This is a genomic window from Exiguobacterium sp. ERU653, from assembly GCF_018617775.1.
Lineage (GTDB): Bacteria > Bacillota > Bacilli > Exiguobacteriales > Exiguobacteriaceae > Exiguobacterium > Exiguobacterium marinum.
Window position 1 is genome coordinate 1,578,731 of record NZ_JACSKV010000001.1, and the last position, 20,233, is coordinate 1,598,963.

Consider the following 20,233-nt stretch of genomic DNA (forward strand, 5'->3'; position numbering starts at 1 on the left):
TTTTTAATGATATGCATAATAGTAGTTATTTCGATCCTTTCGATACTCACGGCGATTTAACACAAGACCTAGAATTTTGGTGCCTGTCATTGTCAATTGATCACGCGCTTTTACTACTTCATCCCGATCTGAAGCTTCGCAACTCACAACGAGAACTGTCCCGTCAACCTCAGTCGCAATCACTCGACTATCCGCAACTTGCATCACTGGTGGTGCATCTAAAATAATGATGTCAAACTGGGTCTGCACTTGATCTAACATCTCTTTAAAGGAAGGTGCAGAGAGTAGTTCTGATGGATTCGGTGGAATGACGCCTGCCGTCATCACGTATAAGTTTTCAAGTTGAGTTTGTTGAATGGCAAGATCAATTGTGACACGTTTTGCAAGAACATTTGAAAGGCCATTCTTCGTATCTAGTCGGAAGATTTGGTGCATTGTTGGACGACGCATGTCACAATCAACGACTAGTACACGTTTACCTAATTGAGCATATACAACGGCTAAGTTTCCAGCGGTTGTCGATTTCCCTTCTCCAGTAAAAGTCGAGGTTACAAGTATTGTTTGTAGTCCTGTACCGAGCGACGTATATTCAAGATTTGTACGTAGTGTACGATATTGTTCGGAGATTGGCGATTTCGGATCTGAGATTGTAATTAAATTTCGGTTCATATTTCTATGAAAGCTTTCTTTGTGTTTTCGGAACATATTTCTCTCCCTCCTTTACTTGATTCGATGAGTGCGGATTATGTTTATCTGATTTGAACGATTGACGTTCAAATAGAGGAATCGAAGCAATCACTGGTATTCCAAGTATGGCTTCTGCTTCCGCCTCAGTTCGAATTTGTTTGTTGAAAAGATGTCTAATTAATACGAATGCGCTACTGAAAATGAACCCGAGGAGTATACCAATTGCAGTGTTCCGTGGAATATTTGGCTCTACCGGTTCAATCGGAACAGATGAAGGTGACAAAATTTGTGTATTATCGACTTTCATTAAGCTTGGAATCTCACTTGAAAATACCAAACCTAATTCATTCGCAATACTTGCAGCCATTTCCCCTGATCCTGCGGTAGCACGAACTGTAATGACTTGCGAATTTTCTTCGCTTTCAATAACAATTTGTTCTTCTAACTTTTCAGGGGCATTCGGGATATTTTCACGCACCTCATTTAGAATGATTGGACTTTTCATAATAATTCGATACGTATTAATCAGCCCCTGCGATGATTGGATCTGATTACTGTCTAACGCTTCAGTCCCATTTTGTTTTGGTACCACCAAAATTTGCGTCGAAGCTTCATACGTCGGTGGGATTACATACCGACTTAACGAGTAGGCAATCGCTCCTATTAAAATCATCGTCATTAAAATAAGCCACTTTTTAGATTTCAAAATAAACCAAGTATCCTGGATTGACGAGTTGATATCTCTCACGGTGACTATACCTCCCTTACTTTTTCGACTGTCGACACCATTTATGAATTAGATAGTGAACCTTTCCCTCTCCGAAAATCATTCAATTCAAAATAGGAAGGAGATACTTATCATTCTTTTGAAATCTTCATTGGCGAGAGAATGACGATGACTTTTTCCCTGTTTCAGCACGATACTGACTATAGGTGACAACGAATACAAGTAAAATCAGTAAATATGCAATAGCTCGTAATCGCAATGATGTACCAATGTTGTCGTTGGTGATGGCAATCAGTCCGTTCCATACAAAAGCTTGTGTCAAAATGAAACCTTGAACTTTCGTCACCCACCCTCTTCTCAACCATAGAAACCCTAAAATCAAAATCATCGGAACCGCTTCAATTACAAAGGCGATTAATGTAGACACGCTCCGAATGTGCCATGGCAAAGGTCCAACTAAGTTACCCAAATAACTGTGTGCATAATTTGCCAAGAAACCTAGATAATTCGTTGCATCAAGTTGAATCCCCATTTGACTACTCCCACCTAACTGACCTAGCCCGCTGGATCGATACTGTAAGGCAGAGCGAAGTGTACGTTCAACAATAGGAACTTGGATATCCATAAAGAATGAATAAATGACGCCGAATACAATAAGAAACATAATTAGGAATACAACAGGACGCTTAACGAGTGTAAATACAAACCAAATACTCATCGCCAACACAAAAGAAAGAAGAGCGTAAGTTCGGAATTGACCGAGTAGCCAAATTGTCGGAACAAGGAGCATGAAATAGGTCCAATTCTTTTCAAATAACCAACGTGTAGCTAAGTATGTGGCAGTCACGAACAACATATAAATCCATACATCCCGAAAAATTGACGTAGTGATATTGAAAAACAAACTAATATAGGCGATATAACTGACAAGTGAGAGGAGATAAGCTCTTTTTCGAATTTCTGTGGCATTTTTCTTTAGAGAAATAGATTCCAATTGGACAGTTACTAATTTCAGTGAAAAGTGGATAAGCAATACGACACCAGCAAAGTTAAACATACGAATCGCAAATACACTTTCCGTCCCAATCAGTTGGAGGTATTTCCCAATAATCCAAGGGTATATAGAAGTTCGAATCCACGATAAGTCATAAAAGACATTCATGGCTTGTTCCCAATAAAATAGGCCGTCATCTCCCCCACCAAAAATTTGAAAAGATATACCCTTCCCACTTACATAAATGGCAAGCATATAAAAGACTGTCGTCGCAAGTAAGTAATAAATCAGTACCAAATATCGTACGATACTCACTTCTGATCCAAGTTTCATGACGGCACCCCCTCACTTTAATGTCCAGAAGCCTGAACGGACTCGTAAATTCGTCTCATTTCGATCTTTGACTGCTCAATATCATAGGACTTAGCAGTTTTTATATTATTCGACCCCATCTGTTGTGCCACTTTTAAATCAATACGCATCATTTGAATCGCTCGGGCAAAACCTGCGATGTCATCAGGTGCACATTTATAACCTGTCACACCTTCAACTGAATAATCATTGATTCCATGAACATTTGATGTGATTAGAGGCAGGCCCGCTGCCATCGCTTCTAGGGCCGCCATGCCAAGCCCTTCCCTCCGAGAAGGAAAAACGAAGCAATCGGCAGCTTTCATCACTTCAAATACATCTTCTCGAAATCCTAGTAAATGTACTTGTTCTTTTAGTTCAAGTTCGATAATCATTCGTTCGAGGCGCTGTTTCGAATCGCCGGTTCCGGCAATCCAATATTGAACGTTTCGATCTTTCAACGTCGCGATCGCTCGGATGATCGTTTCATGATTTTTATTTTCATTCAGTTCTCCGACCGACAACAGTACAAAGTCTGAATCTTGATAAACACCTAGATTATTGCGTTTCTCAGATCGATTGATGGAGATTTGCTCAATTCGATTCGTATCGACTCCAATCCCAGGTATCCGGAACGTACGGGACGTTTTGAACGTCAATGCCCGTTCATAATCCTCTTGGTTCACCGTGACCAGTGTATCTGTTAAATGAGCAAGTGTACGCTCCACAGGATAATAAAGTAACCAGTTAAGCGAAGGACTACCTCTGAAAAAGTGAAACCCGTGCGCTGTATACATACAGGGAGTCTCGGTTTGGCGAGCAACCAGTCTGCCAATCACCCCACCGATTGGAGAATGGCAATGGATAAATTCATACGTTTGTTGTGAAAGTACATCTTTCAATTGTTGAAAAGCTTTAACATGCCGGTTTATTTTTTTTATGTCACGCTCAAAATCGATTTGGAACATGGAGACCCCTTCTCTTTGAAGACTCTCCCGAATACGTGTGATTTTTTCTTTAGAGTACATACTCCCCCACTCAAAATTCGTTGCAACATGAACCTCATAACCCATTTCCTGTAGTATTCTGATATTGTCACGATTAAAACTTTCAATCATGGATACAACCGACGCGACCATGAGGACACGTTTCATCATCAACACCCCTTTATACACGTTTCCGTAAATAGTCGACACTCCGTAACATTAGAACGAGTGAAATGGTCTGTTCACGTTTACAAAGTTGGAAGAACGTCCTCCATTTCAAATCGAAGTACTTCATATCAATTTGAGAATATGCTTGGCGAAATTCTTTTTGACGCAACACTTGCTTCAACGTTTCCGCTTGATTCAAAAGTGATTTTTGAGACCAAATCTCATTCAACCCAATCCCAATCATGCTTAGTGCGATTCGATTATAAAGCGCACGATTGTAATCTTCACCGAGATTTCGCTCTTCGATATAACGCATGAGGATGTGAAAGAACTCAATCCGAGAAGCAATCAAATTTGTTTGATACGTACTCGTCATCGATGTTACATTTGTCTTCCGATAATGATAAACAGGATAATCGATATAAATAAATCGTTTACAATTCTCCAACGCACGAATTTGATAGTATAAATCTGCGAATGATCCATATGTGCTATCAAAAGATAAATGTTTAATCAAATCACGATGATATAAGGTAATACAATTTGAATTCAGGGCGTCCACTGTTTCCGGACGAGCTAGTTCCTCACCCATAAGTCCGAATAAACGCCGATGAACGTATCTCTTGGTTTCTTCTTCATCGTAAGACAGGAAGTTTGCGTTAAAAATATGTTTAGGTAAAGAACGTCCCTCGTATTCTCGGACATACGTTCCCATAACTGCATCTGCTCGTTCTCTCTCGGCATGTTCTACCATTAGGCGAATGGCGTCCAGATCGAGCCAATCATCACTATCAACGAACATGATGTATTCTCCATCTGCCAAATTGAGTCCTCGATTCCGAGAAAACGAACACCCTCTATTTGTCTGATCATATAGTTGCACGCGTAAATCCGAGTCATACTGCATTAAAACATCAAAACTGTTATCCGTACTTCCATCATTGATACAGATAATTTCAAGGTTTGGGTAGGTTTGATTGACAAGACTTTCAAGGCATTGTTCGATGTAAGGTGCAGTGTTATAAATAGGAACAACTAGACTGACTAACGGCATGCTCTTTAGCATCCTTCTCACTCCTTCTATGCTGTTTGTCTCAAGGTGTACGGGGCAATCAGAAATGACGTTATATGTCATTGTTCCCATTCAAAAAAATGGATAAATCCGAATTGAAGAGAGTTCGATATAATTTTTTAGTGAATTATCAAAACAAAAACCCGAGATCCAAAGGCTCTCGAGTCAACGTTCATGATTTGTATGAACTTGTTTTAGATTACTCAAAATGTTGCTGAACAATCGATCATTCACTTGATCGGATACATAGGAGTTATGGGGGCTGATAGACACCCAATCAAAATCATACAATGGATGGTCTGATGGTAGTGGTTCTGATGCAAACACATCAAGAGATACACCAAAAAATTTCCCTTCTTTTAGCACTGAAACAAGAGCGGTCTCATCAATAATCGATCCCCGTGCGACATTCATCAGAATAGCATCCTCTTTCATCACCTGGAGTGTTTCCTCATTTATTAAATGATAAGTATCTTCCGTCAGTGGAAGCGCAAGAATAATAACGTCACTTTCACGTAATACATCGCGTAGCTCATTCATCAAAACATATTGATCAACAAATGAAACTACTTTTTCTCGGTGTCCAACTCCAATTAGGCGAACACCAAATGGTCGAAGTCTTGTCGCTATGGCTTCACTCACATGACCTACACCAAGCAAGGTAACCGTCTTCCCTGTCAATTCGAGTAAGCGCCGCTCTTTTTCCCACTTCCGGTTGGATTGTTTTTCACGAAGTGATGCACCATGTTTCATAAAATCAAGAAGTTGCCATATGATCCACTCCGCCATTGGCGCGGCGTATGTATCGCCGGCATTATAAACCTCAATACCACGTTCTTTTAACTCTTCAAGAGGCAATCGATCTAAGCCGGCACTCACTGCTTGAACGATTTTCAGCTGAGGAAACTCCTCGACTTGTCTATAAGCGAAAATATTTTGACAAACGAGCACTTCTACTTTTGTCACATCTTGTAGTGAGATATCGGACTCTTGCTCTAGCATAGTGACTTTGCATCCGATTTGTTCTAGTTGTTCTTTTTGATTTAACGATAGACGCATTCCTGTTACCAATACATTCATAACAAAATTCCTTTCTGTGTTTGAATTTCTGTAGTAATACCTTCAACATCAAAAACGAGACTGCGTCTATTTTTTTCCAACCAGTCTGAGGATACATATTTCAGGTGTTGCTCATATGCCCTTACTTTCCAAACCCCCTCTTTAAAAAGTTGAGTTTGGTATGCGGACATCATTTTAACATTCCCTAAATTACAAAAACTCCGTGATAAAATAATGAGCGAAGAATCAAGACGTTTGTGCTCAGCCAAAATTTTTTCTGCAGGTAATTTGCCCTCCCCTATACGAGCAATTCCACCAAATCCGTAAACAATATCCTGCTCACGTATTTGATTAATGATTTTTTCCACTAATCCGTTCGCAAGTGGTTCGAAAAGAAAAGATTGTCCATAACTTAAATGTAAGTCATTCAACCCAATATGAATAAAATCGATTCCATCTAACTTTAAAACATCAGGCATGCATTCTACAGCTTCTTTCGTCTCACAAAGAAGACAAACTTTGGCACGACCACGAACAAATTCAATCAGTCTCTTTACCTCGTCCGTCGTTTTATAGTAAGGCAACATAACGATATCCGCACCGCGATTAATCACCTCGTCAATTTCTTGACGGGACCCTCGGAAAATCGGGTTCACTCTTACAAGTAGTTTTGAATGTTTCAACACTGCACGTACCTGACTGATGTCTTGAAAGTTATGTCGGGAAATCACTGTATCCAAATGACCTTGCCTTTCCGTTTTCCCCATTATTTCAAGGTCAATAAAAATCCAATCAACTCCATTTTGCTCCGCAACACGTGCTACTTCAGGTTGATTTGTAATGTACATTAACGTCAAAGACATAGTCTCTTCTCCTTCCTGAGCGCGATAAAGGACTTTAACAAAATATCCGTTTCCAAGAACAACGAAACAGAAATAAATAACATCATTTAAAATACCTTCATCTCATCGTTTATCAATCACGATACCATTTCATGTTCGTTTATTCATTGTCATTCTGTTTGAAATCAAAAGAATCGGAAATAATGTCATTACAGACAAATCTATTCGACATTTTTCAACAAAAAAGGAGTGACTTCCGATGGAGTGGATTGTGATTTTTGGTGCAGGCGGTCACGCACAAGTCATTATTGATATCTTAGAATTAATGGGGCTCTATCGAATTGCGGGCATTTACGATGACAGTCCAGAACTCGTAGGGAAATTCATCTATGGTTATCCCGTTCTTGGTCTAATTGGTGCTAATTCTATCATTCGAAAAGGAATCATCGGTGTCGGGGATAACGATCGTCGTGCGTCCATCGCAATCAAGGTAGGAGAACGTATGCCAGATTTTGAGTTTATTTCAGCGATTCATCCGAGCGCGATTGTCGGACGTAACGTGTCCATCGGTCCTGGGGTCGCCGTGATGGCGGGTAGTGTCATTAATCCGAATTCTGTCCTTCAAGAACATTGTGTCGTCAATACGATGGCTTCGGTTGATCACAATTGTCGTCTTGAACCCTTTAGCTCGATTGCACCTGGTGCACATCTTGGCGGTGGTGTAACAATCGGGACTAGATCTTTCATCGGCATGGGGGCCACGGTCATTCATAACATTCACGTCGGACCCGACACAGTCGTCGGCGCCGGAGCGACTGTTGTCTCCAACCTACCAAGTCAAGTAATTGCTTATGGAACACCAGCTAAGGTCACGCGTGGCCGTGAAGTCCGAGAGACATATTTATAAAAACGAAGAAATTCGTACTAAACCCTATGAACTGAACCTTGAATATCGACACTTTTTCTAAGTATCGAGCATTCAGGGTTTTTTTTATGTGTAGTGAATCGATATAATAAACTTATTCATTCAGACCGCACTGTAAAACAATCGAAAAAGACATTCATCATCGATGTCACCACTTTAGTTCTTCTAAGTGACTAGAAAAGAAGTTATTTTTTTCAAGATTAAACAACATAAGGAAGTAGGCAGGAGTTTATTAGGGTATAAATTATTATAAACATTTAAAAACTACACTTTATCAAGGGGGAGTCTATGCGACACCTTATTTCTATCTCACTCTCATGTTTATTTTTATTGTACGGATGTTCAGATAACAAAGAAGAAACTGAGCTTCCTCAAGACTACGAGAGTGAATTTCCAACAGAATCATTCATTCGAAGTCATCTGTTAACAGAAAAAGGTCTCATCCAAACGAATGTGACCAATCGCGAAAATGAATTTTTATCTGAGTCTCTCGGACTCTATTTGCTATTTTTAGTCGAACGGGATCGCGCAGACGAATTTGCCTCACAAGTCGATGTACTCACCGAGCATTTCTTGCATGCATCTAATTTGGTTAGTTGGCGACTTGAAAGGACGAACGATGGGCTTACACGAAGCCCTGCGAATGCCTGGATTGATGATGCTCGAATCGTTCACGCCCTGTATGAAGCGGGAGATGCGTTTGATGAACCTTCTTACATTAAATTGGCTGAACAGATTGGCACTTCACTCACATCAATTGGGGTCAAAGATGGGATCCCCGTTGACTTCGTCGATTTGGCAACAAAGGAACGTGGAGACGTTTTGACTTTAAGCTACTTAGATGAGGACGCCCTACGCCACATGGCCGTGAACGACTTGTACGACAACAGCAAACAAGTATTGAGTAATGCGCCGCTGAGCGATCCGTTCTTCGCAAAATCTTACGTCATCTCAACTCAGACGTATCAGTTCGATGAGGAAATCAATATGATTGATCAATTATATGTCGCCTTGCGCTATGAACAGTTCGGATTATCGACCGCATCGTTTTATTCTTTCTTTAAAGAGACATTCAATGACGGGATTGTCTACGGACGGTACGACCTCAACTCAAAAAAACCAACTGTCAACTATGAGTCTCAAGCAGTCTATGCGTTGGCAATCTTTTATTTACTCGAGCGTGATGAACGGGACTTTGCAGAGCGAGTGATGAATCGACTCACCTCATCGATGGTTTCCGACTCATCATCTGATTACTATGGAGGGTATCTTGATGTAGATACGAAAGAGACTCACGCTTTTGACAATTTACTGCCTTTATTAGCAGAAGGGGGACTAATCGATGGATACCTCATTCCGTAAAACAAGTTTAGTCAGTTTACAAATTGGACTTTTGTTGATCGCTGCCGTTCTATTTCTACTGTACATGCCGGACCTAGGAAATGTAACGATTGAAGGGTCTTTACTAATTGCTTTAGCTTTGTTTATTAGCTTGTTTGCAGGGATGCGTGCAGGATTATTCACGGCCCTGGTAATTTTATTTTTATTCGGAAGCCTGTACTTTTGGAACCTATTTTTCCGACCTACCGACCAAATGTTTTTGTTCTCAGAAGCCACCCTCTTACAGTTTGGTGTCTGGTTGATTGTTTTTGTCATTTTAAGCGGAAGTATTTATGCACGAATCAATCAATTAAACCGATTAAACCTTTCATTACAGGAGAAGGTCAGACGACTCGTATCAATCGATGAGGAGACGGGACTTGACAATAAAGAACGTTTTGAACTTGAACTTCAGTTGGAAATCAATCGTACAAACCGTCACGGAGAATCATTCACCGTCCTGCTCTATCAAATCGACTACTTCACAGAATTTATACGACTCTATGGAAATGAGGAAGCAACACGTTTTTTAACATTTTTTAGTGAACGTCTTCACCAATCGACACGAACGACCGATAAAAAATTTCGATTGTCCACGGAAGAGTTCGCGCTCATTCTACCTTATGCTTCTGAATCGGATATGATTATCATTTTGAATCGCTTCCGACAATTGATTGGGGACTACGAGCTGTCAAACGGCAAAAAGGTATCCTTCACGAACCATATCGCCCACTACACCGTCACAAAAGAAGCAAAGATCGAATCACCTGATGACGTCCTCGGATTATTGAGAAATGAGTTGAAGAGTTATGCGTTATAAAATGATTATTCTCATTCTTGTCTTAGTTGGTATCCCACAAATTTCTTTTGCAAAAGAACCGAGCGTTACAATCGTTTTTAGTTCAGAAACAAATGATATTCCACCAGAAGTCTACAAATTGGATGCTCTGATTTCCCACTTTTCGGAGAAAATCGACATCCTTCGCGACACTGAAGTATCAAAAGAATCGTTTAGTGGGACAACTCACTTATTTTACTTCGGTGCAAATCCTGCGACAATTCCTGAATCAACTCGTGAGCGAATTAACCAGTTAGACTCTCCATTGTATGGAATCGGCTATAACGTGAATCAACTTGATATCTTTAACAAACTAGAAACAACAACGAAACAAGGAGTCTCCAAATTCCATCAAGCGCGTACCGACCATTTTTTAACTTTCGAATCAGCTGACTCAATCCTGACTGTAGATGACCCAGCTTCAATTGTGCACGCAAGTTCGATGCACAATGATAAAAAACAAGCGGTCATCGTTCAAACAGATGACCATTTTTATTCAGGAATTCACAATTTATTGAACCGTTCTTCTTTACTCGTAGCGGATAGCCTATTTGACTTTTTTAAAGTCGAATCATCAAATGAGCATCTTGGGTATCTTCGACTAGAAGATATTAATCCGAGCACAGATCCAAAACTCCTTGAAAAGGTAGGGAACTATCTGTTAGACCGAGACGTACCAATTCTGTTAGCGGTAATTACAGTGTATGCCGAACCAGGGAGTGAGCAACTTGTTCACTATACCGACCGTCCAGAACTGCTTGATGTTATTCAAAGTCTTGAAAAACGTGGTGCTTCCGTCATCTCACATGGCTATACTCATCAATATCGTTCTTCAGAAACAGGAGAAGGATTTGAGTTTTGGGATGTCGAGAACAATCAGCCGGTACTCGTTCCTTCGAATGAAACGCCTCCCCTTCTAAAAAAACGTGAAGCGTTCAGTAACAATCGTGATTATACTGAATACGTAACGACGTTATTAGAGGGAGAAACGGCTTATATGCAGTCAAAATTAACGAACTCGATTCATAAGCTTGTGTCACTCGACCTTAAGCCTTTAGGATTTGAAGCACCACACTACACGATGTCACATTCAGGATATGCCTTAACATCGAATTATTTTTCTAATATATTTGGACAAGTACAATTTAGTAACACAAATTGGGAAGTTATGGGCTCGACTCCTTATATTGCTAAACCGTCGCTTCTACATGGAATGACCTTATACCCAGAAACAATTGGATACGTTCGAACCGACCTTCCAAGACCGGTCGACGAAATGCGTCGCGCGCGTGACGAACTGATGATTGTACGTGATTCGATGATTGGCGGTTTTTATCACCCTTATCTCGGAACAGAACATTTATCGGACCTCGTCAACATGATGGAGTCCACACCCGACTTTCGCTGGCTTGACTTACGTGAGCAAAATGAATGGGTTCGTACAGAAAATGTCTCCATCACAGCTACAAACGGCGATCTTACACTGCAAGACGACCGTTCTCGCGTAATGAGTCAGTTGAGCCTGTATGCCCCGACCTCATTTCTTGAACGAGCGCTCTTAGTCCTTGCCCTCATCACGTTCGTCGCTGTCCTGACATTTTTGTTATATACACTCTACCTGCGTGGACAGCGCAAAAAACGATTATTTAAGGAGCGTGGATAATCATGGCAAATCTCTTATTCCTATTTTCGCTCGTCATGATTTGGACGATGCTTCTATACCATATGTTTTTAATGCAGGGTGGATTTTGGCATTACATGACATTTCGTAATCCAATCCCTGAATGGTCGAAGAACATGAAGAACTTGCCAAAAGTTTCGGTCCTAATTCCCGCCCATAATGAAGCGGTTGTCGTCGCCGCTACGCTTCGGGCAATGTCTCGAATCAACTACCCACACGATAAACTTGAGGTTATTTTGATCAATGACAACTCATCTGACCGCACTGGTGAAATCGCCCAAACGTTCGCAGAAAAATTCTCATTTATCCATGTCGTCCAAACAACACCGGATTACGCAGGAAAAGGAAAGTCCTCTGCTTTAAACTATGGATTGACCCAATCGACCGGTGATGTTCTCGTCATATATGATGCGGATAACACACCCGAAAAGGATGGTGTGTATCACCTCGTGATGGGACTTGTCAACGACCCGGATGCGGGGGCCGTCGTCGGAAAATTCCGAGTGACGAATGCATATGAGACTTTATTGACCCGTTTTATTAACATTGAAACGATTTGCTTCCAATGGATGGCACAGGCAGGTAGGTGGAAATGGTTCAACATCTCCACTATTCCTGGGACAAACTTCGCCATACGCCGTACTATTATCGAAGAACTTGGGGGATGGGACGAAGCGGCACTCGCGGAGGACACTGAATTGACGGTTCGTGTGTACGAACTCGGGTGGCATATCCGCTTTTTCCCGGCCGCAATCACATGGGAACAAGAGCCACAGACGCTAAAAGTATGGTGGAAACAACGAACGCGTTGGGCACGTGGGAATCAATACGTCGTCCTCAAATTTATGCGTCAACTGTTCTCGTTGAAACGAAAGAAAATCGTCTTCGACATCATTTACTTTTTCTTCACCTATTTTTTGTTTTTCTTTGGGGTCATTTTATCAAATGGTTTATTTATCATCAATTTGTTTTTCGACATCGGTCTCGAGGTAGGAAACATCACTTTGGTTTTATGGGTTCTTGCATTCCTTCTCTTTGTGACGGAAGTATTTGTGACACTGAGTATCGAGCGTTCTGAATTTAACATTCCAAACTTCTTCACTGTCATTCTGATGTACTTCACGTACAGCCAGTTATGGATTTTACTCGTCATCTACTCGCTTTACCTCGAGATCAAACGTGTCTTGTTTAATCAAGAAGTGAGATGGTACAAAACAGACCGATTCGAATGAAGGGGAGGATATTATGAAAAAAATTACACTCTACTTATTGACCGTATTCTTGATTTTCTCAACTTTTTCAGTACAAGCTGCAACAGAGCTTCGCTCCTCACTACCCATCGATTCCGCAAGCGATGTGGGAGAACGCTTATTGACGACCGGAGATGATGTATTGCCTGGTGAAACGTCTTCTCGAACGTACACATATACCATGCTCGGAGATGAGAAAGCGGCTTCCTCAAAATACGTATCCGTCGACTGGGCGCACTCTGAACTGTTGATTCCCCCGTCGGCACTCACCATCGATATCGATGGTGAACCGCTTAAGTCAGTCGCATTATCCAAGGAGTCCTCGCAAGGTAACGTACGTGTACCACTTCAAGACGAGCACTTGACGAAAGGGACACATGAAGTCACCGTGCGCTTCACGGGCGTGATTGAAGGGCGCATGTGTGATACCGGAAACACATCGGGAAGTTGGCTGACGGTCCTTCCATCAAGCTTTCTTTCAATCGGAAGCAAAGTCGAACTCACTTTAAATGATTATCCGAACCCCTTTATTCAAACGACCAACCAGAAGTTGACAATCGTACTCCCGGACTCACCGGACACGATGTCTTTAGAAGCGGGACTTCTTCTGTTCCGACAGCTACAAGGGGACGCAGCCAACCCGAATAACGTATCGCTTCAATATGAAGGACAATTGAAAACATTGGATGGACGGTACGTGTTCGTCGGTCAGACGGATTCGTTCACCGGTCCCGTCCAAACGTTAATCGAGGAACTAGAGACCCTCCCTGAAGGTGAGGATGTCTTGTTTGAGCAAGCTCGAATCGTCAGCGACGATACGGCCGTCGATGCGATGTTCGTCCTCGCAGAAGATGCGGCTTCCTTCGAAGGGACGGTGGACCATCTTCTCATCACGACGCAGCGACAACAGCTGAACGGGAGTCAACTCGCCCTATCAAGTGCACCTTCCGTTCAAAAAAGTGGTGACACGATTGATTTACGTACACTCGGAGCCTCTGACTTTATGTTGAGCGGGACCCAAGCCGTCAGTCAAAACTACTTTTATCCGTTGCCAGTCATCGATCGGCAATCCACCGTGGAGATGGAGGTCCGTTTCAAGACATCGGCGTACGTAACGTCTGAGCAGAACAATGACGTGTCTCCGGAGTTGATTGCATGGGTGAACGGCACCCCACACTCCATCCCGCTCTCGCCTTTAGAGGATGATCAAGAATGGCAGCAATATACGATTCAAATCGATGCATCGACACTTCAAAAAGATACGTTTTTAGATGTATCGTTTGAAGCGAACGGTCTTCGTTCTGAAGCGCCATGTAACGAGAGTGATTTAGATCGCTGGATTTTCATCTCGAGTGACAGTCAGCTGACATTGCCAAAAGGAAGTGGAGAAGCAAATAACAAGGTTTTCTCGAATATGGCCAGTCTGTTTTCGACTGATCCTGGTGTTGTGTTCGTGATCCCGGACGAATCGAATGCACAAACTTTGCAAAACATGGTTGGCGTGATGAGTGGTTTACCGGTCACACCTTTAACGCAACAAGTCGAGTTTATTCGGGCCAAAGACGTGACCGAGGAGACGGTCTCTAACCGCTCGATCATCTATATCGGAGATCCGGAGCAAAGTCCCCTCTTCAACGAGCAGAAAGAGAGCTGGCTCGTCACAAAAGACAATCAAGTGGATTTATCGCAGTATGGATTCGTTCCAGAGACGTCTTCTGAATATGCATGGATTCAACCTTCTCCTTGGAACGAGGATAAGGCAATGATTGTTGTGTCAACGAACGATACGATCGATTCAGCCCTCATTCAAACACTTGCTTTTCCGAGTGAGACGTTTAGTGTAGCGGTAAAAAATCAGAATGGCGCAGTTTTTACGAATAGTGCGAGTATCCAAAGTGAGCAAGCAGAAGGAGATGTCACGTCTAACGAGTCTACTTCGATGAACCCGACTTGGTATTTCGTCGGATTCATCGCATTGATTGCCCTTATTGTCGCAATCCTTTTCTATCTACGTCGCAACAAAAAGAAATAACCGATGCGTCTACATGCTCAAAAAGCCAAAAAGTTCACATTAAAAACACATCCGATTGTCGAATCGGATGTGTTTTTTAATGTGAACTCGCTGAAAACCGATACACCGTTCGCGAATGATACAATTCACCCGGTTTCAGTTCGATCGAGGTCGCGATGTGTGGATGGTTCGGAGCGTCCGGGAACGCCTGTGCCTCGAGACAAATCGCGCTATGTTTTTGTCGACCATCAAGCGTCACCGGCGTCGCTTCACTGAGAAAGTTGCCCGTATAGACGACCATGACGGGTTGATTCGTCTCGATTGTCATTGTCCGTCCGCTCACCGGGTCATGCAATCGGATCGGTTCATCCTTCAAGATGAAAGGATGATCGAGTCCATCAGCACGCTCAATCGCCTCATCTCCAGACTCGAGCGCTTCTCGGACCGCTTTCTTATCTCGGAAGTCAAACGGCGTCCCGCTCACGTCTCGCAACTCTCCTGTCGGCAACGATTCTGCATCGAGCACCCCGACCGAATCCGCTGGTAGCGTCAGCATATGGTCATGGATGGTCGATCGTCCGCCGAGATTGAAGTAGTTGTGATGATTCAGGTTGACCCATGTCAGTTCGTCCGTCTCTGCCGTCATTGTGACAATCAGCTCATTATCGTCCGTCAGTTCATAAATCACTTTGAAGAAGACATTCCCGGGATATCCTTCCTCCCCATTCGGGCTCACGTAGGTAAACTGGATACAACGCTCTTCAGCATCCATCTCCCAGTAACGGGCCGTGATGCCTTTGTCTCCTCCATGGATATGATGAGGCGCCTCGCTTGGGGACAAGGCGACACCATCAATCTCTGCGTTTCGGATGCGTCCGGCGATTCGCCCGACGACCGATCCAAGATAAATCGGGTTTTCTAAGTATTGAGAGACGTCCCCGTATTTCAAAATGACCGATTCTAGGTTACCTTCTCGGTCCTGGGCCGTCAGCTCCGTCATCGCACAGCCATAGTCGATGGCGGATAGTGTCATGCCGTTACTATTTTGAATCGTTGCTTGTTTCATCCAATCACCCATCCTATAAAGTCGTTCCCTATCGATTCCCTCATATCGAACGACTTACACTTCCATTACCTCGGTGACAGGCTGTGAATCCCTTCCACAAAACGCTTTGCAATCTGCTGTGGTCGTGTGATGGCGCCACCGACGACGACCGCATATGCCCCAATTTCAAGAACTCTACGTGCATGCTCCGGTGTAATCACATTCCCTTCCGCAATGACAGGAATCGAGACAATCTGCACCATTTCCCTTAAAAATTGAAAGTCACCTTCATACACTTTCTTACCAACCATCAACGCCCGGCATGGACGACATCCCCTTTCTTGATGGCGAGGGCGAGTGCTCCTTTTAATCCGGCGAAATCACCGAGTGTCGGTGGCACGATATATGTCTCCAACTCATTCACATACGGATTTTGGATATAGCCGTTCATCTTCTGTCGAAACGCTTCACGTACTTTCGGGAACAGGTGTGACTGCTTCATGACACCACCGCCGAGAATCATCCGCTCCGGTGCGAGAATGAGGGCGATGTTGACGAGCGCCTGCGCCAAATAATCCGCCTCAATGTCCCACGCCGGGTCGGTCGGATCGAGCAAGTGTGCCTTCTTGCCATGTCTCGCCTCGATGGCGGGACCTGATGCCAAACCTTCGAGGCAGTCTCCGTGATACGGACAGACGCCTTTCGACATGTCTTCGGGATGACGACGGACAATCATATGTCCCATCTCCGGATGCCCCATCCCGTGGACGAGCTCCCCATCAATGACGGCGCCCGCTCCGATTCCGGTCCCGACCGTCATATAGAGACAACTCGAGACGTCCGTCGCCCCGCCAAACGTCATCTCCCCGAACGCTGCCCCGTTCACATCGGTATCGAGTACGATTGGAACTTGAAAGTGTGCCTTCAATACTTCATAGAGCGGATAGTTTGCCCACTTTACTTTTGGTGTCGTCGTAATGTGCCCATACGTTTCACTATCTCGGTTCAAGTCGACCGGACCGAACGTGCCGACGCCGAGTGCCTCGATTGTCTCTCCTTCAAAAAATTCGAACACGCTCGCCATCGTCTCTTTCGGATCTGTCGTCGGGATGGACACGTGGCGTATAATGTCTCCTGTTTCCGTGCCGACGCCGCAGACGATTTTCGTTCCTCCTAATTCAATCGCTCCAAACATATGAAAATCCCCTTCCCATCAAAATAGTCTCGGTTCGTCATCATTTCGGGTTGCAATCGCTTACAATGAACTCCATGCTACCTGTAACGATGCGCGGTTGATTGCTCACCGTTACGACGATGTGGTCGCCCTTCTCGAGCGGAACCCCATCTAACGTACCTGTCCCGTCGAGTACACTGATGAGACGGAAGCGGTCTAGCGGCTTGAGTGTGAACCCATCTGTGACATCCATCCGATAGACGTTGAACTCGTCCGTCTCGATCAATGTCTGAATCGTTCCACCCGTCACTTCTGTCGTCGTCGGATGGACGATTGACGGCGTATCCGGTACCGTCGTTACTTCAATCGCTTGAGCCAAGTGGAGCTCACGGGTATTTCCCGCATCGTCTGTCCGGTCAAAGTCATATACCCGATACGTCGTGTCTGAAGACTGTTGCGTCTCGAGGATGACGATCCCTTCCCCGATCGCATGGATTGTCCCGCTCGGCACGAAAATAAAATCGCCTGTCTTCACCGGTTGACGACGTAACAACGTGTCCCACTCACTGTCCGCAATCGCCTTTGCCAACTCTTCTTTCGTCTCCGCTGTATGACCGAGAATCAACTCTGCTCCAGGTTCGGCCTCTACGACATACCAACATTCCGTCTTTCCGTACGACTCCCCTTCTAAGCGGATCGCTTCCTCATCGTTCGGATGAACCTGGACGGAAAGGTCATCCGCCGCATCAAGCAATTTAACGAGAAGCGGGAAGCTGTCGAGTGTATAATCCCCGAAGAGATGACGTTTCTTCTCCCATAGTTCAGCAAGCGTACGCCCCACGTACTCTCCAGAAGTGATGACACTCATCCCGTTCGGATGGGCCGAGATGCCCCAACACTCGCCGATGTTCCCTTTTGGAATGTCATATTCGAACATCGTTTCGAGCTTCCGTCCACCCCAAAGTCGTTCTTGAAAGACTGGTTTACATGTTAAAATCGTCATCATGAATCCTCCTATTTTGATTTTTTATTTAATTGCATACCAATAGGACGCTCGTCATGAGCGTCCTATACATTATGCGTATACCGTTTCAAGTTGCATGACGACTTCTTCAACAGTTGTCGCTTCCTTTAATTTGTTACGGAACTCATCGTCAATGAGACGTCGGCTCAAGAGAGCAAGAATCCGTAGATGCTCATCCCCTTCTGACGCTTCAGGTACACCAATCATAAATATCAATTTAGCCGGTTCGCCGTCAAGACTATCCCACTCAATCCCTTTCGGTGCTTTTGCGAAGGCAATGACTGGACGATTCACCGCATTCGTCTTTCCATGCGGAATCGCGACTTCAAAACCGATTCCCGTCGAACTGAGTGCTTCCCGCGCTTCAAGTGCCGTGACAAATGCAACACGATCATTCAAGTACCCGGCTTCGTCTAATTTTCGCGTCAATACTTCAAACGCTTCTTCACGTGACGTTGCCGCTAAGTCCAATTCAATCAATGTCTCTTCCATGTAGTTCATGAGTTTCATCTCTATCTCTCCTTACCCGACTTGTTTGAGTGATTCCGACTGTTTGACTTTACGCTGTGCCCGTTCTTTTAAGAAGATCGTCGTGAACGCTGTGATGAGCGATCCGATGATAACGGAGATAAAGAACATGATGACATTGTCAACAGCACCGAGTACCGCGACGACTGGTCCACCATGAGGGACATTGTTCGTCACTCCGACTGTGATAGCGATGGCCGCTCCCACCATCGCACCAATCATATTCGCGGGAATGACACGAAGCGGGTCGCCGGCTGCAAATGGGATGGCCCCTTCCGTGATTCCGACTAGCCCCATCATGAAGGCCGCCTTACCAGCTTCTTGCTCTTCTTTTACGAACAATTTTTTACGGATGAATGTAGCGATTCCCATACCGAGCGGCGGGATACAAATCGCGACCGCAATGGCACCCATGATGCCAGTCTGTCCTTCGGCAATCATTGAGGCTCCGAACAAGAAGGCGACTTTGTTGACCGGACCACCCATATCAAAGGCGATCATCGCTCCAAGCAAGAGACCGAGAACGATTTTACTTGACCCTTCCATACCTTGAAGCATCGTCGTAAGGCCTTCCATCAATCCAGCAATCGGTGCCCCGACGACGAAAATAAAGAGTGCCGCGATAGCGACCATGCTGATGATTGGGATGACAAGAATCGGCATAATTGGCTGCATCATCTGTGGAACTTTCCACGTCTTAATCCACCGAACGAGATAACCGGCTGCAAAACCTGCTAAGATACCGCCTAAGAAACCAGCTCCTGCCTCAGATCCATAAAAACTACCGTTCGCAGCGATGTATCCTCCGACGATACCCGGTGCGAGGGCTGGACGATCTGCAATCGCATAAGCGATATAACCGGCTAGAATTGGAACCATGAACATGAAGGATGCCGCCCCCACGTCTAACACCTTCTGCCAAATCGAACCTTCTGGAATCGCAAGTCCGTTAGCTGTCGGTTCGCCTCCGATAGCGAGAGCAAGAGCAATCAACAGCCCCCCGACGACGACAAATGGAATCATGTGACTGACACCGTTCATGAGAGCTCGATAGACAATGTTTCCATCTTTCTCTTTCTTGACGTCCTTCACTGCTCCCTTTTGAATCGGAGCAGTTTTGATGCGTTCGATCAGTTCTGCCGGTTGTTTGATTGCCTCGGCGACCGGTACCACCACAACACGTTTCCCAGCGAAGCGTTCGAGGTCCACCGTCTTATCGGCGGCGATGATGACCCCGTCTGCCTCCTTGATTTCTTGTTCAGTCAATCCGTTCTCAATCCCGATTGATCCATGTGTTTCGACTTTGACGTCATGACCAAGTTCCGCGCCAGTCTTTGAGAGCTTCTCAGCCGCCATGTACGTATGCGCAATCCCGACTGGACAGGCTGTAATAGCAACAATTTTCATTATCGTATTCCCCTTTCGTGTAAGTATTTGATTTTCACTTGCTACATCTATACTTTACTCGTATATGAAAGGGGTTTCAGATAA

General features: G+C 44.2%; 19 protein-coding genes. 6 read left to right on the top strand and 13 right to left on the bottom strand.

Translation table 11 applies throughout. From position 1 onward, the window contains the following. Positions 1–3 precede the first annotated feature (3 nt). The 7 genes from KNO95_RS08020 to KNO95_RS08050 form a co-directional block, all read right to left on the bottom strand. Positions 4–705 (bottom strand): CpsD/CapB family tyrosine-protein kinase, encoded by a 702-nt coding sequence (locus tag KNO95_RS08020; protein ID WP_214703249.1) that lies wholly within the window; start codon positions 703–705, stop codon positions 4–6. Then, positions 674–1,435 carry a YveK family protein gene (locus KNO95_RS08025; protein WP_152538872.1) on the bottom strand — a complete coding sequence of 254 codons (762 nt, stop codon included), beginning with the start codon at positions 1,433–1,435 and terminating at the stop codon, positions 674–676. The genes KNO95_RS08020 and KNO95_RS08025 overlap by 32 nt, the downstream gene beginning before the upstream one ends. Positions 1,436–1,562: 127 nt before the next feature. Beyond that, complete coding sequence (locus KNO95_RS08030) at positions 1,563–2,741, bottom strand: hypothetical protein (protein ID WP_026825210.1); 1,179 nt, start codon at positions 2,739–2,741, stop codon at positions 1,563–1,565. Positions 2,742–2,758: 17 nt separating this feature from the next. After that, positions 2,759–3,916: a glycosyltransferase family 4 protein gene (locus KNO95_RS08035; protein WP_084483573.1), complete on the bottom strand. Its 1,158-nt coding sequence runs from the start codon at positions 3,914–3,916 to the stop codon at positions 2,759–2,761. A gap of 10 nt (positions 3,917–3,926) precedes the next feature. After that, on the bottom strand, positions 3,927–5,057 hold the full coding sequence (locus KNO95_RS08040) for a glycosyltransferase family 2 protein (RefSeq protein WP_084483572.1): 1,131 nt from the start codon (positions 5,055–5,057) through the stop codon (positions 3,927–3,929). 93 nt (positions 5,058–5,150) lie between these two features. Then, entirely contained in the window at positions 5,151–6,065 is a 915-nt protein-coding gene (locus KNO95_RS08045; protein ID WP_026825207.1) for an NAD(P)-dependent oxidoreductase, read from the bottom strand. Further along, positions 6,062–6,907: an aldolase/citrate lyase family protein gene (locus tag KNO95_RS08050; RefSeq protein ID WP_026825206.1), complete on the bottom strand. Its 846-nt coding sequence runs from the start codon at positions 6,905–6,907 to the stop codon at positions 6,062–6,064. Before KNO95_RS08050 ends, KNO95_RS08045 begins: the two co-directional genes overlap by 4 nt. 238 nt (positions 6,908–7,145) lie before the next feature. Between KNO95_RS08050 and KNO95_RS08055 the strand changes: the two genes are divergently transcribed. From KNO95_RS08055 to KNO95_RS08080, 6 genes are all read left to right on the top strand, one after another. Continuing rightward, positions 7,146–7,793 carry an acetyltransferase gene (locus tag KNO95_RS08055; RefSeq protein WP_026825205.1) on the top strand — a complete coding sequence of 216 codons (648 nt, stop codon included), beginning with the start codon at positions 7,146–7,148 and terminating at the stop codon, positions 7,791–7,793. Between the two features lie 306 nt (positions 7,794–8,099). Next, positions 8,100–9,173 carry a hypothetical protein gene (locus KNO95_RS08060; RefSeq protein WP_214878627.1) on the top strand — a complete coding sequence of 358 codons (1,074 nt, stop codon included), beginning with the start codon at positions 8,100–8,102 and terminating at the stop codon, positions 9,171–9,173. After that, positions 9,154–10,011: a GGDEF domain-containing protein gene (locus KNO95_RS08065; protein WP_026825203.1), complete on the top strand. Its 858-nt coding sequence runs from the start codon at positions 9,154–9,156 to the stop codon at positions 10,009–10,011. The genes KNO95_RS08060 and KNO95_RS08065 overlap by 20 nt, the downstream gene beginning before the upstream one ends. Further along, positions 10,001–11,692 carry a DUF2334 domain-containing protein gene (locus tag KNO95_RS08070; RefSeq protein ID WP_214878629.1) on the top strand — a complete coding sequence of 564 codons (1,692 nt, stop codon included), beginning with the start codon at positions 10,001–10,003 and terminating at the stop codon, positions 11,690–11,692. The genes KNO95_RS08065 and KNO95_RS08070 overlap by 11 nt, the downstream gene beginning before the upstream one ends. Before the next feature lie 2 nt (positions 11,693–11,694). Next, the gene (locus KNO95_RS08075) at positions 11,695–12,942 is read left to right on the top strand and encodes a glycosyltransferase family 2 protein (RefSeq protein WP_026825201.1); all 1,248 of its coding nucleotides are present in this window, start codon (positions 11,695–11,697) and stop codon (positions 12,940–12,942) included. A gap of 13 nt (positions 12,943–12,955) precedes the next feature. Continuing rightward, on the top strand, positions 12,956–14,992 hold the full coding sequence (locus tag KNO95_RS08080) for a cellulose biosynthesis cyclic di-GMP-binding regulatory protein BcsB (RefSeq protein ID WP_214703241.1): 2,037 nt from the start codon (positions 12,956–12,958) through the stop codon (positions 14,990–14,992). Between the two features lie 76 nt (positions 14,993–15,068). Here the strand turns inward: KNO95_RS08080 and KNO95_RS08085 are convergent, their stop codons facing one another. From KNO95_RS08085 to KNO95_RS08105, 6 genes are all read right to left on the bottom strand, one after another. Next, positions 15,069–16,037, bottom strand: a complete 969-nt coding sequence (locus tag KNO95_RS08085; RefSeq protein ID WP_214703240.1) for an aldose epimerase family protein — start codon at positions 16,035–16,037, stop codon at positions 15,069–15,071. Between the two features lie 65 nt (positions 16,038–16,102). Next, a complete protein-coding gene (locus KNO95_RS08090; RefSeq protein WP_214703239.1) occupies positions 16,103–16,327 on the bottom strand; it encodes a tRNA-dihydrouridine synthase in 225 nt (74 codons plus the stop codon). Further along, positions 16,327–17,211, bottom strand: a complete 885-nt coding sequence (locus KNO95_RS08095) for an ROK family protein (protein ID WP_214703238.1) — start codon at positions 17,209–17,211, stop codon at positions 16,327–16,329. Before KNO95_RS08095 ends, KNO95_RS08090 begins: the two co-directional genes overlap by 1 nt. A 40-nt stretch (positions 17,212–17,251) precedes the next feature. Further along, positions 17,252–18,196, bottom strand: coding sequence for a mannose-6-phosphate isomerase, class I (gene manA, locus KNO95_RS08100; protein ID WP_214703237.1), 945 nt, complete (start codon positions 18,194–18,196; stop codon positions 17,252–17,254). A 69-nt stretch (positions 18,197–18,265) separates the two neighbouring features. Beyond that, positions 18,266–18,724: a PTS sugar transporter subunit IIA gene (locus tag KNO95_RS14410; protein WP_034770860.1), complete on the bottom strand. Its 459-nt coding sequence runs from the start codon at positions 18,722–18,724 to the stop codon at positions 18,266–18,268. Between the two features lie 12 nt (positions 18,725–18,736). Next, positions 18,737–20,149 carry a PTS fructose transporter subunit IIC gene (locus KNO95_RS08105; protein WP_251125106.1) on the bottom strand — a complete coding sequence of 471 codons (1,413 nt, stop codon included), beginning with the start codon at positions 20,147–20,149 and terminating at the stop codon, positions 18,737–18,739. Positions 20,150–20,233: the final 84 nt, after the last annotated feature.

Coding starts and splice junctions, on each gene's coding strand:
- KNO95_RS08085 (WP_214703240.1), bottom strand. CDS start 16,037: ATGAAACAAGCAACGATTCAAAATAGTAACGGCATGACACTATCCGCC.
- KNO95_RS08075 (WP_026825201.1), top strand. CDS start 11,695: ATGGCAAATCTCTTATTCCTATTTTCGCTCGTCATGATTTGGACGATG.
- KNO95_RS14410 (WP_034770860.1), bottom strand. CDS start 18,724: ATGAAACTCATGAACTACATGGAAGAGACATTGATTGAATTGGACTTA.
- manA (WP_214703237.1), bottom strand. CDS start 18,196: ATGATGACGATTTTAACATGTAAACCAGTCTTTCAAGAACGACTTTGG.
- KNO95_RS08030 (WP_026825210.1), bottom strand. CDS start 2,741: ATGAAACTTGGATCAGAAGTGAGTATCGTACGATATTTGGTACTGATT.
- KNO95_RS08105 (WP_251125106.1), bottom strand. CDS start 20,149: ATGAAAATTGTTGCTATTACAGCCTGTCCAGTCGGGATTGCGCATACG.
- KNO95_RS08060 (WP_214878627.1), top strand. CDS start 8,100: ATGCGACACCTTATTTCTATCTCACTCTCATGTTTATTTTTATTGTAC.
- KNO95_RS08080 (WP_214703241.1), top strand. CDS start 12,956: ATGAAAAAAATTACACTCTACTTATTGACCGTATTCTTGATTTTCTCA.
- KNO95_RS08050 (WP_026825206.1), bottom strand. CDS start 6,907: ATGTCTTTGACGTTAATGTACATTACAAATCAACCTGAAGTAGCACGT.
- KNO95_RS08070 (WP_214878629.1), top strand. CDS start 10,001: ATGCGTTATAAAATGATTATTCTCATTCTTGTCTTAGTTGGTATCCCA.
- KNO95_RS08020 (WP_214703249.1), bottom strand. CDS start 705: ATGTTCCGAAAACACAAAGAAAGCTTTCATAGAAATATGAACCGAAAT.
- KNO95_RS08095 (WP_214703238.1), bottom strand. CDS start 17,211: ATGTTTGGAGCGATTGAATTAGGAGGAACGAAAATCGTCTGCGGCGTC.
- KNO95_RS08040 (WP_084483572.1), bottom strand. CDS start 5,057: ATGGGAACAATGACATATAACGTCATTTCTGATTGCCCCGTACACCTT.
- KNO95_RS08090 (WP_214703239.1), bottom strand. CDS start 16,327: ATGGTTGGTAAGAAAGTGTATGAAGGTGACTTTCAATTTTTAAGGGAA.
- KNO95_RS08055 (WP_026825205.1), top strand. CDS start 7,146: ATGGAGTGGATTGTGATTTTTGGTGCAGGCGGTCACGCACAAGTCATT.
- KNO95_RS08045 (WP_026825207.1), bottom strand. CDS start 6,065: ATGAATGTATTGGTAACAGGAATGCGTCTATCGTTAAATCAAAAAGAA.
- KNO95_RS08065 (WP_026825203.1), top strand. CDS start 9,154: ATGGATACCTCATTCCGTAAAACAAGTTTAGTCAGTTTACAAATTGGA.
- KNO95_RS08035 (WP_084483573.1), bottom strand. CDS start 3,916: ATGATGAAACGTGTCCTCATGGTCGCGTCGGTTGTATCCATGATTGAA.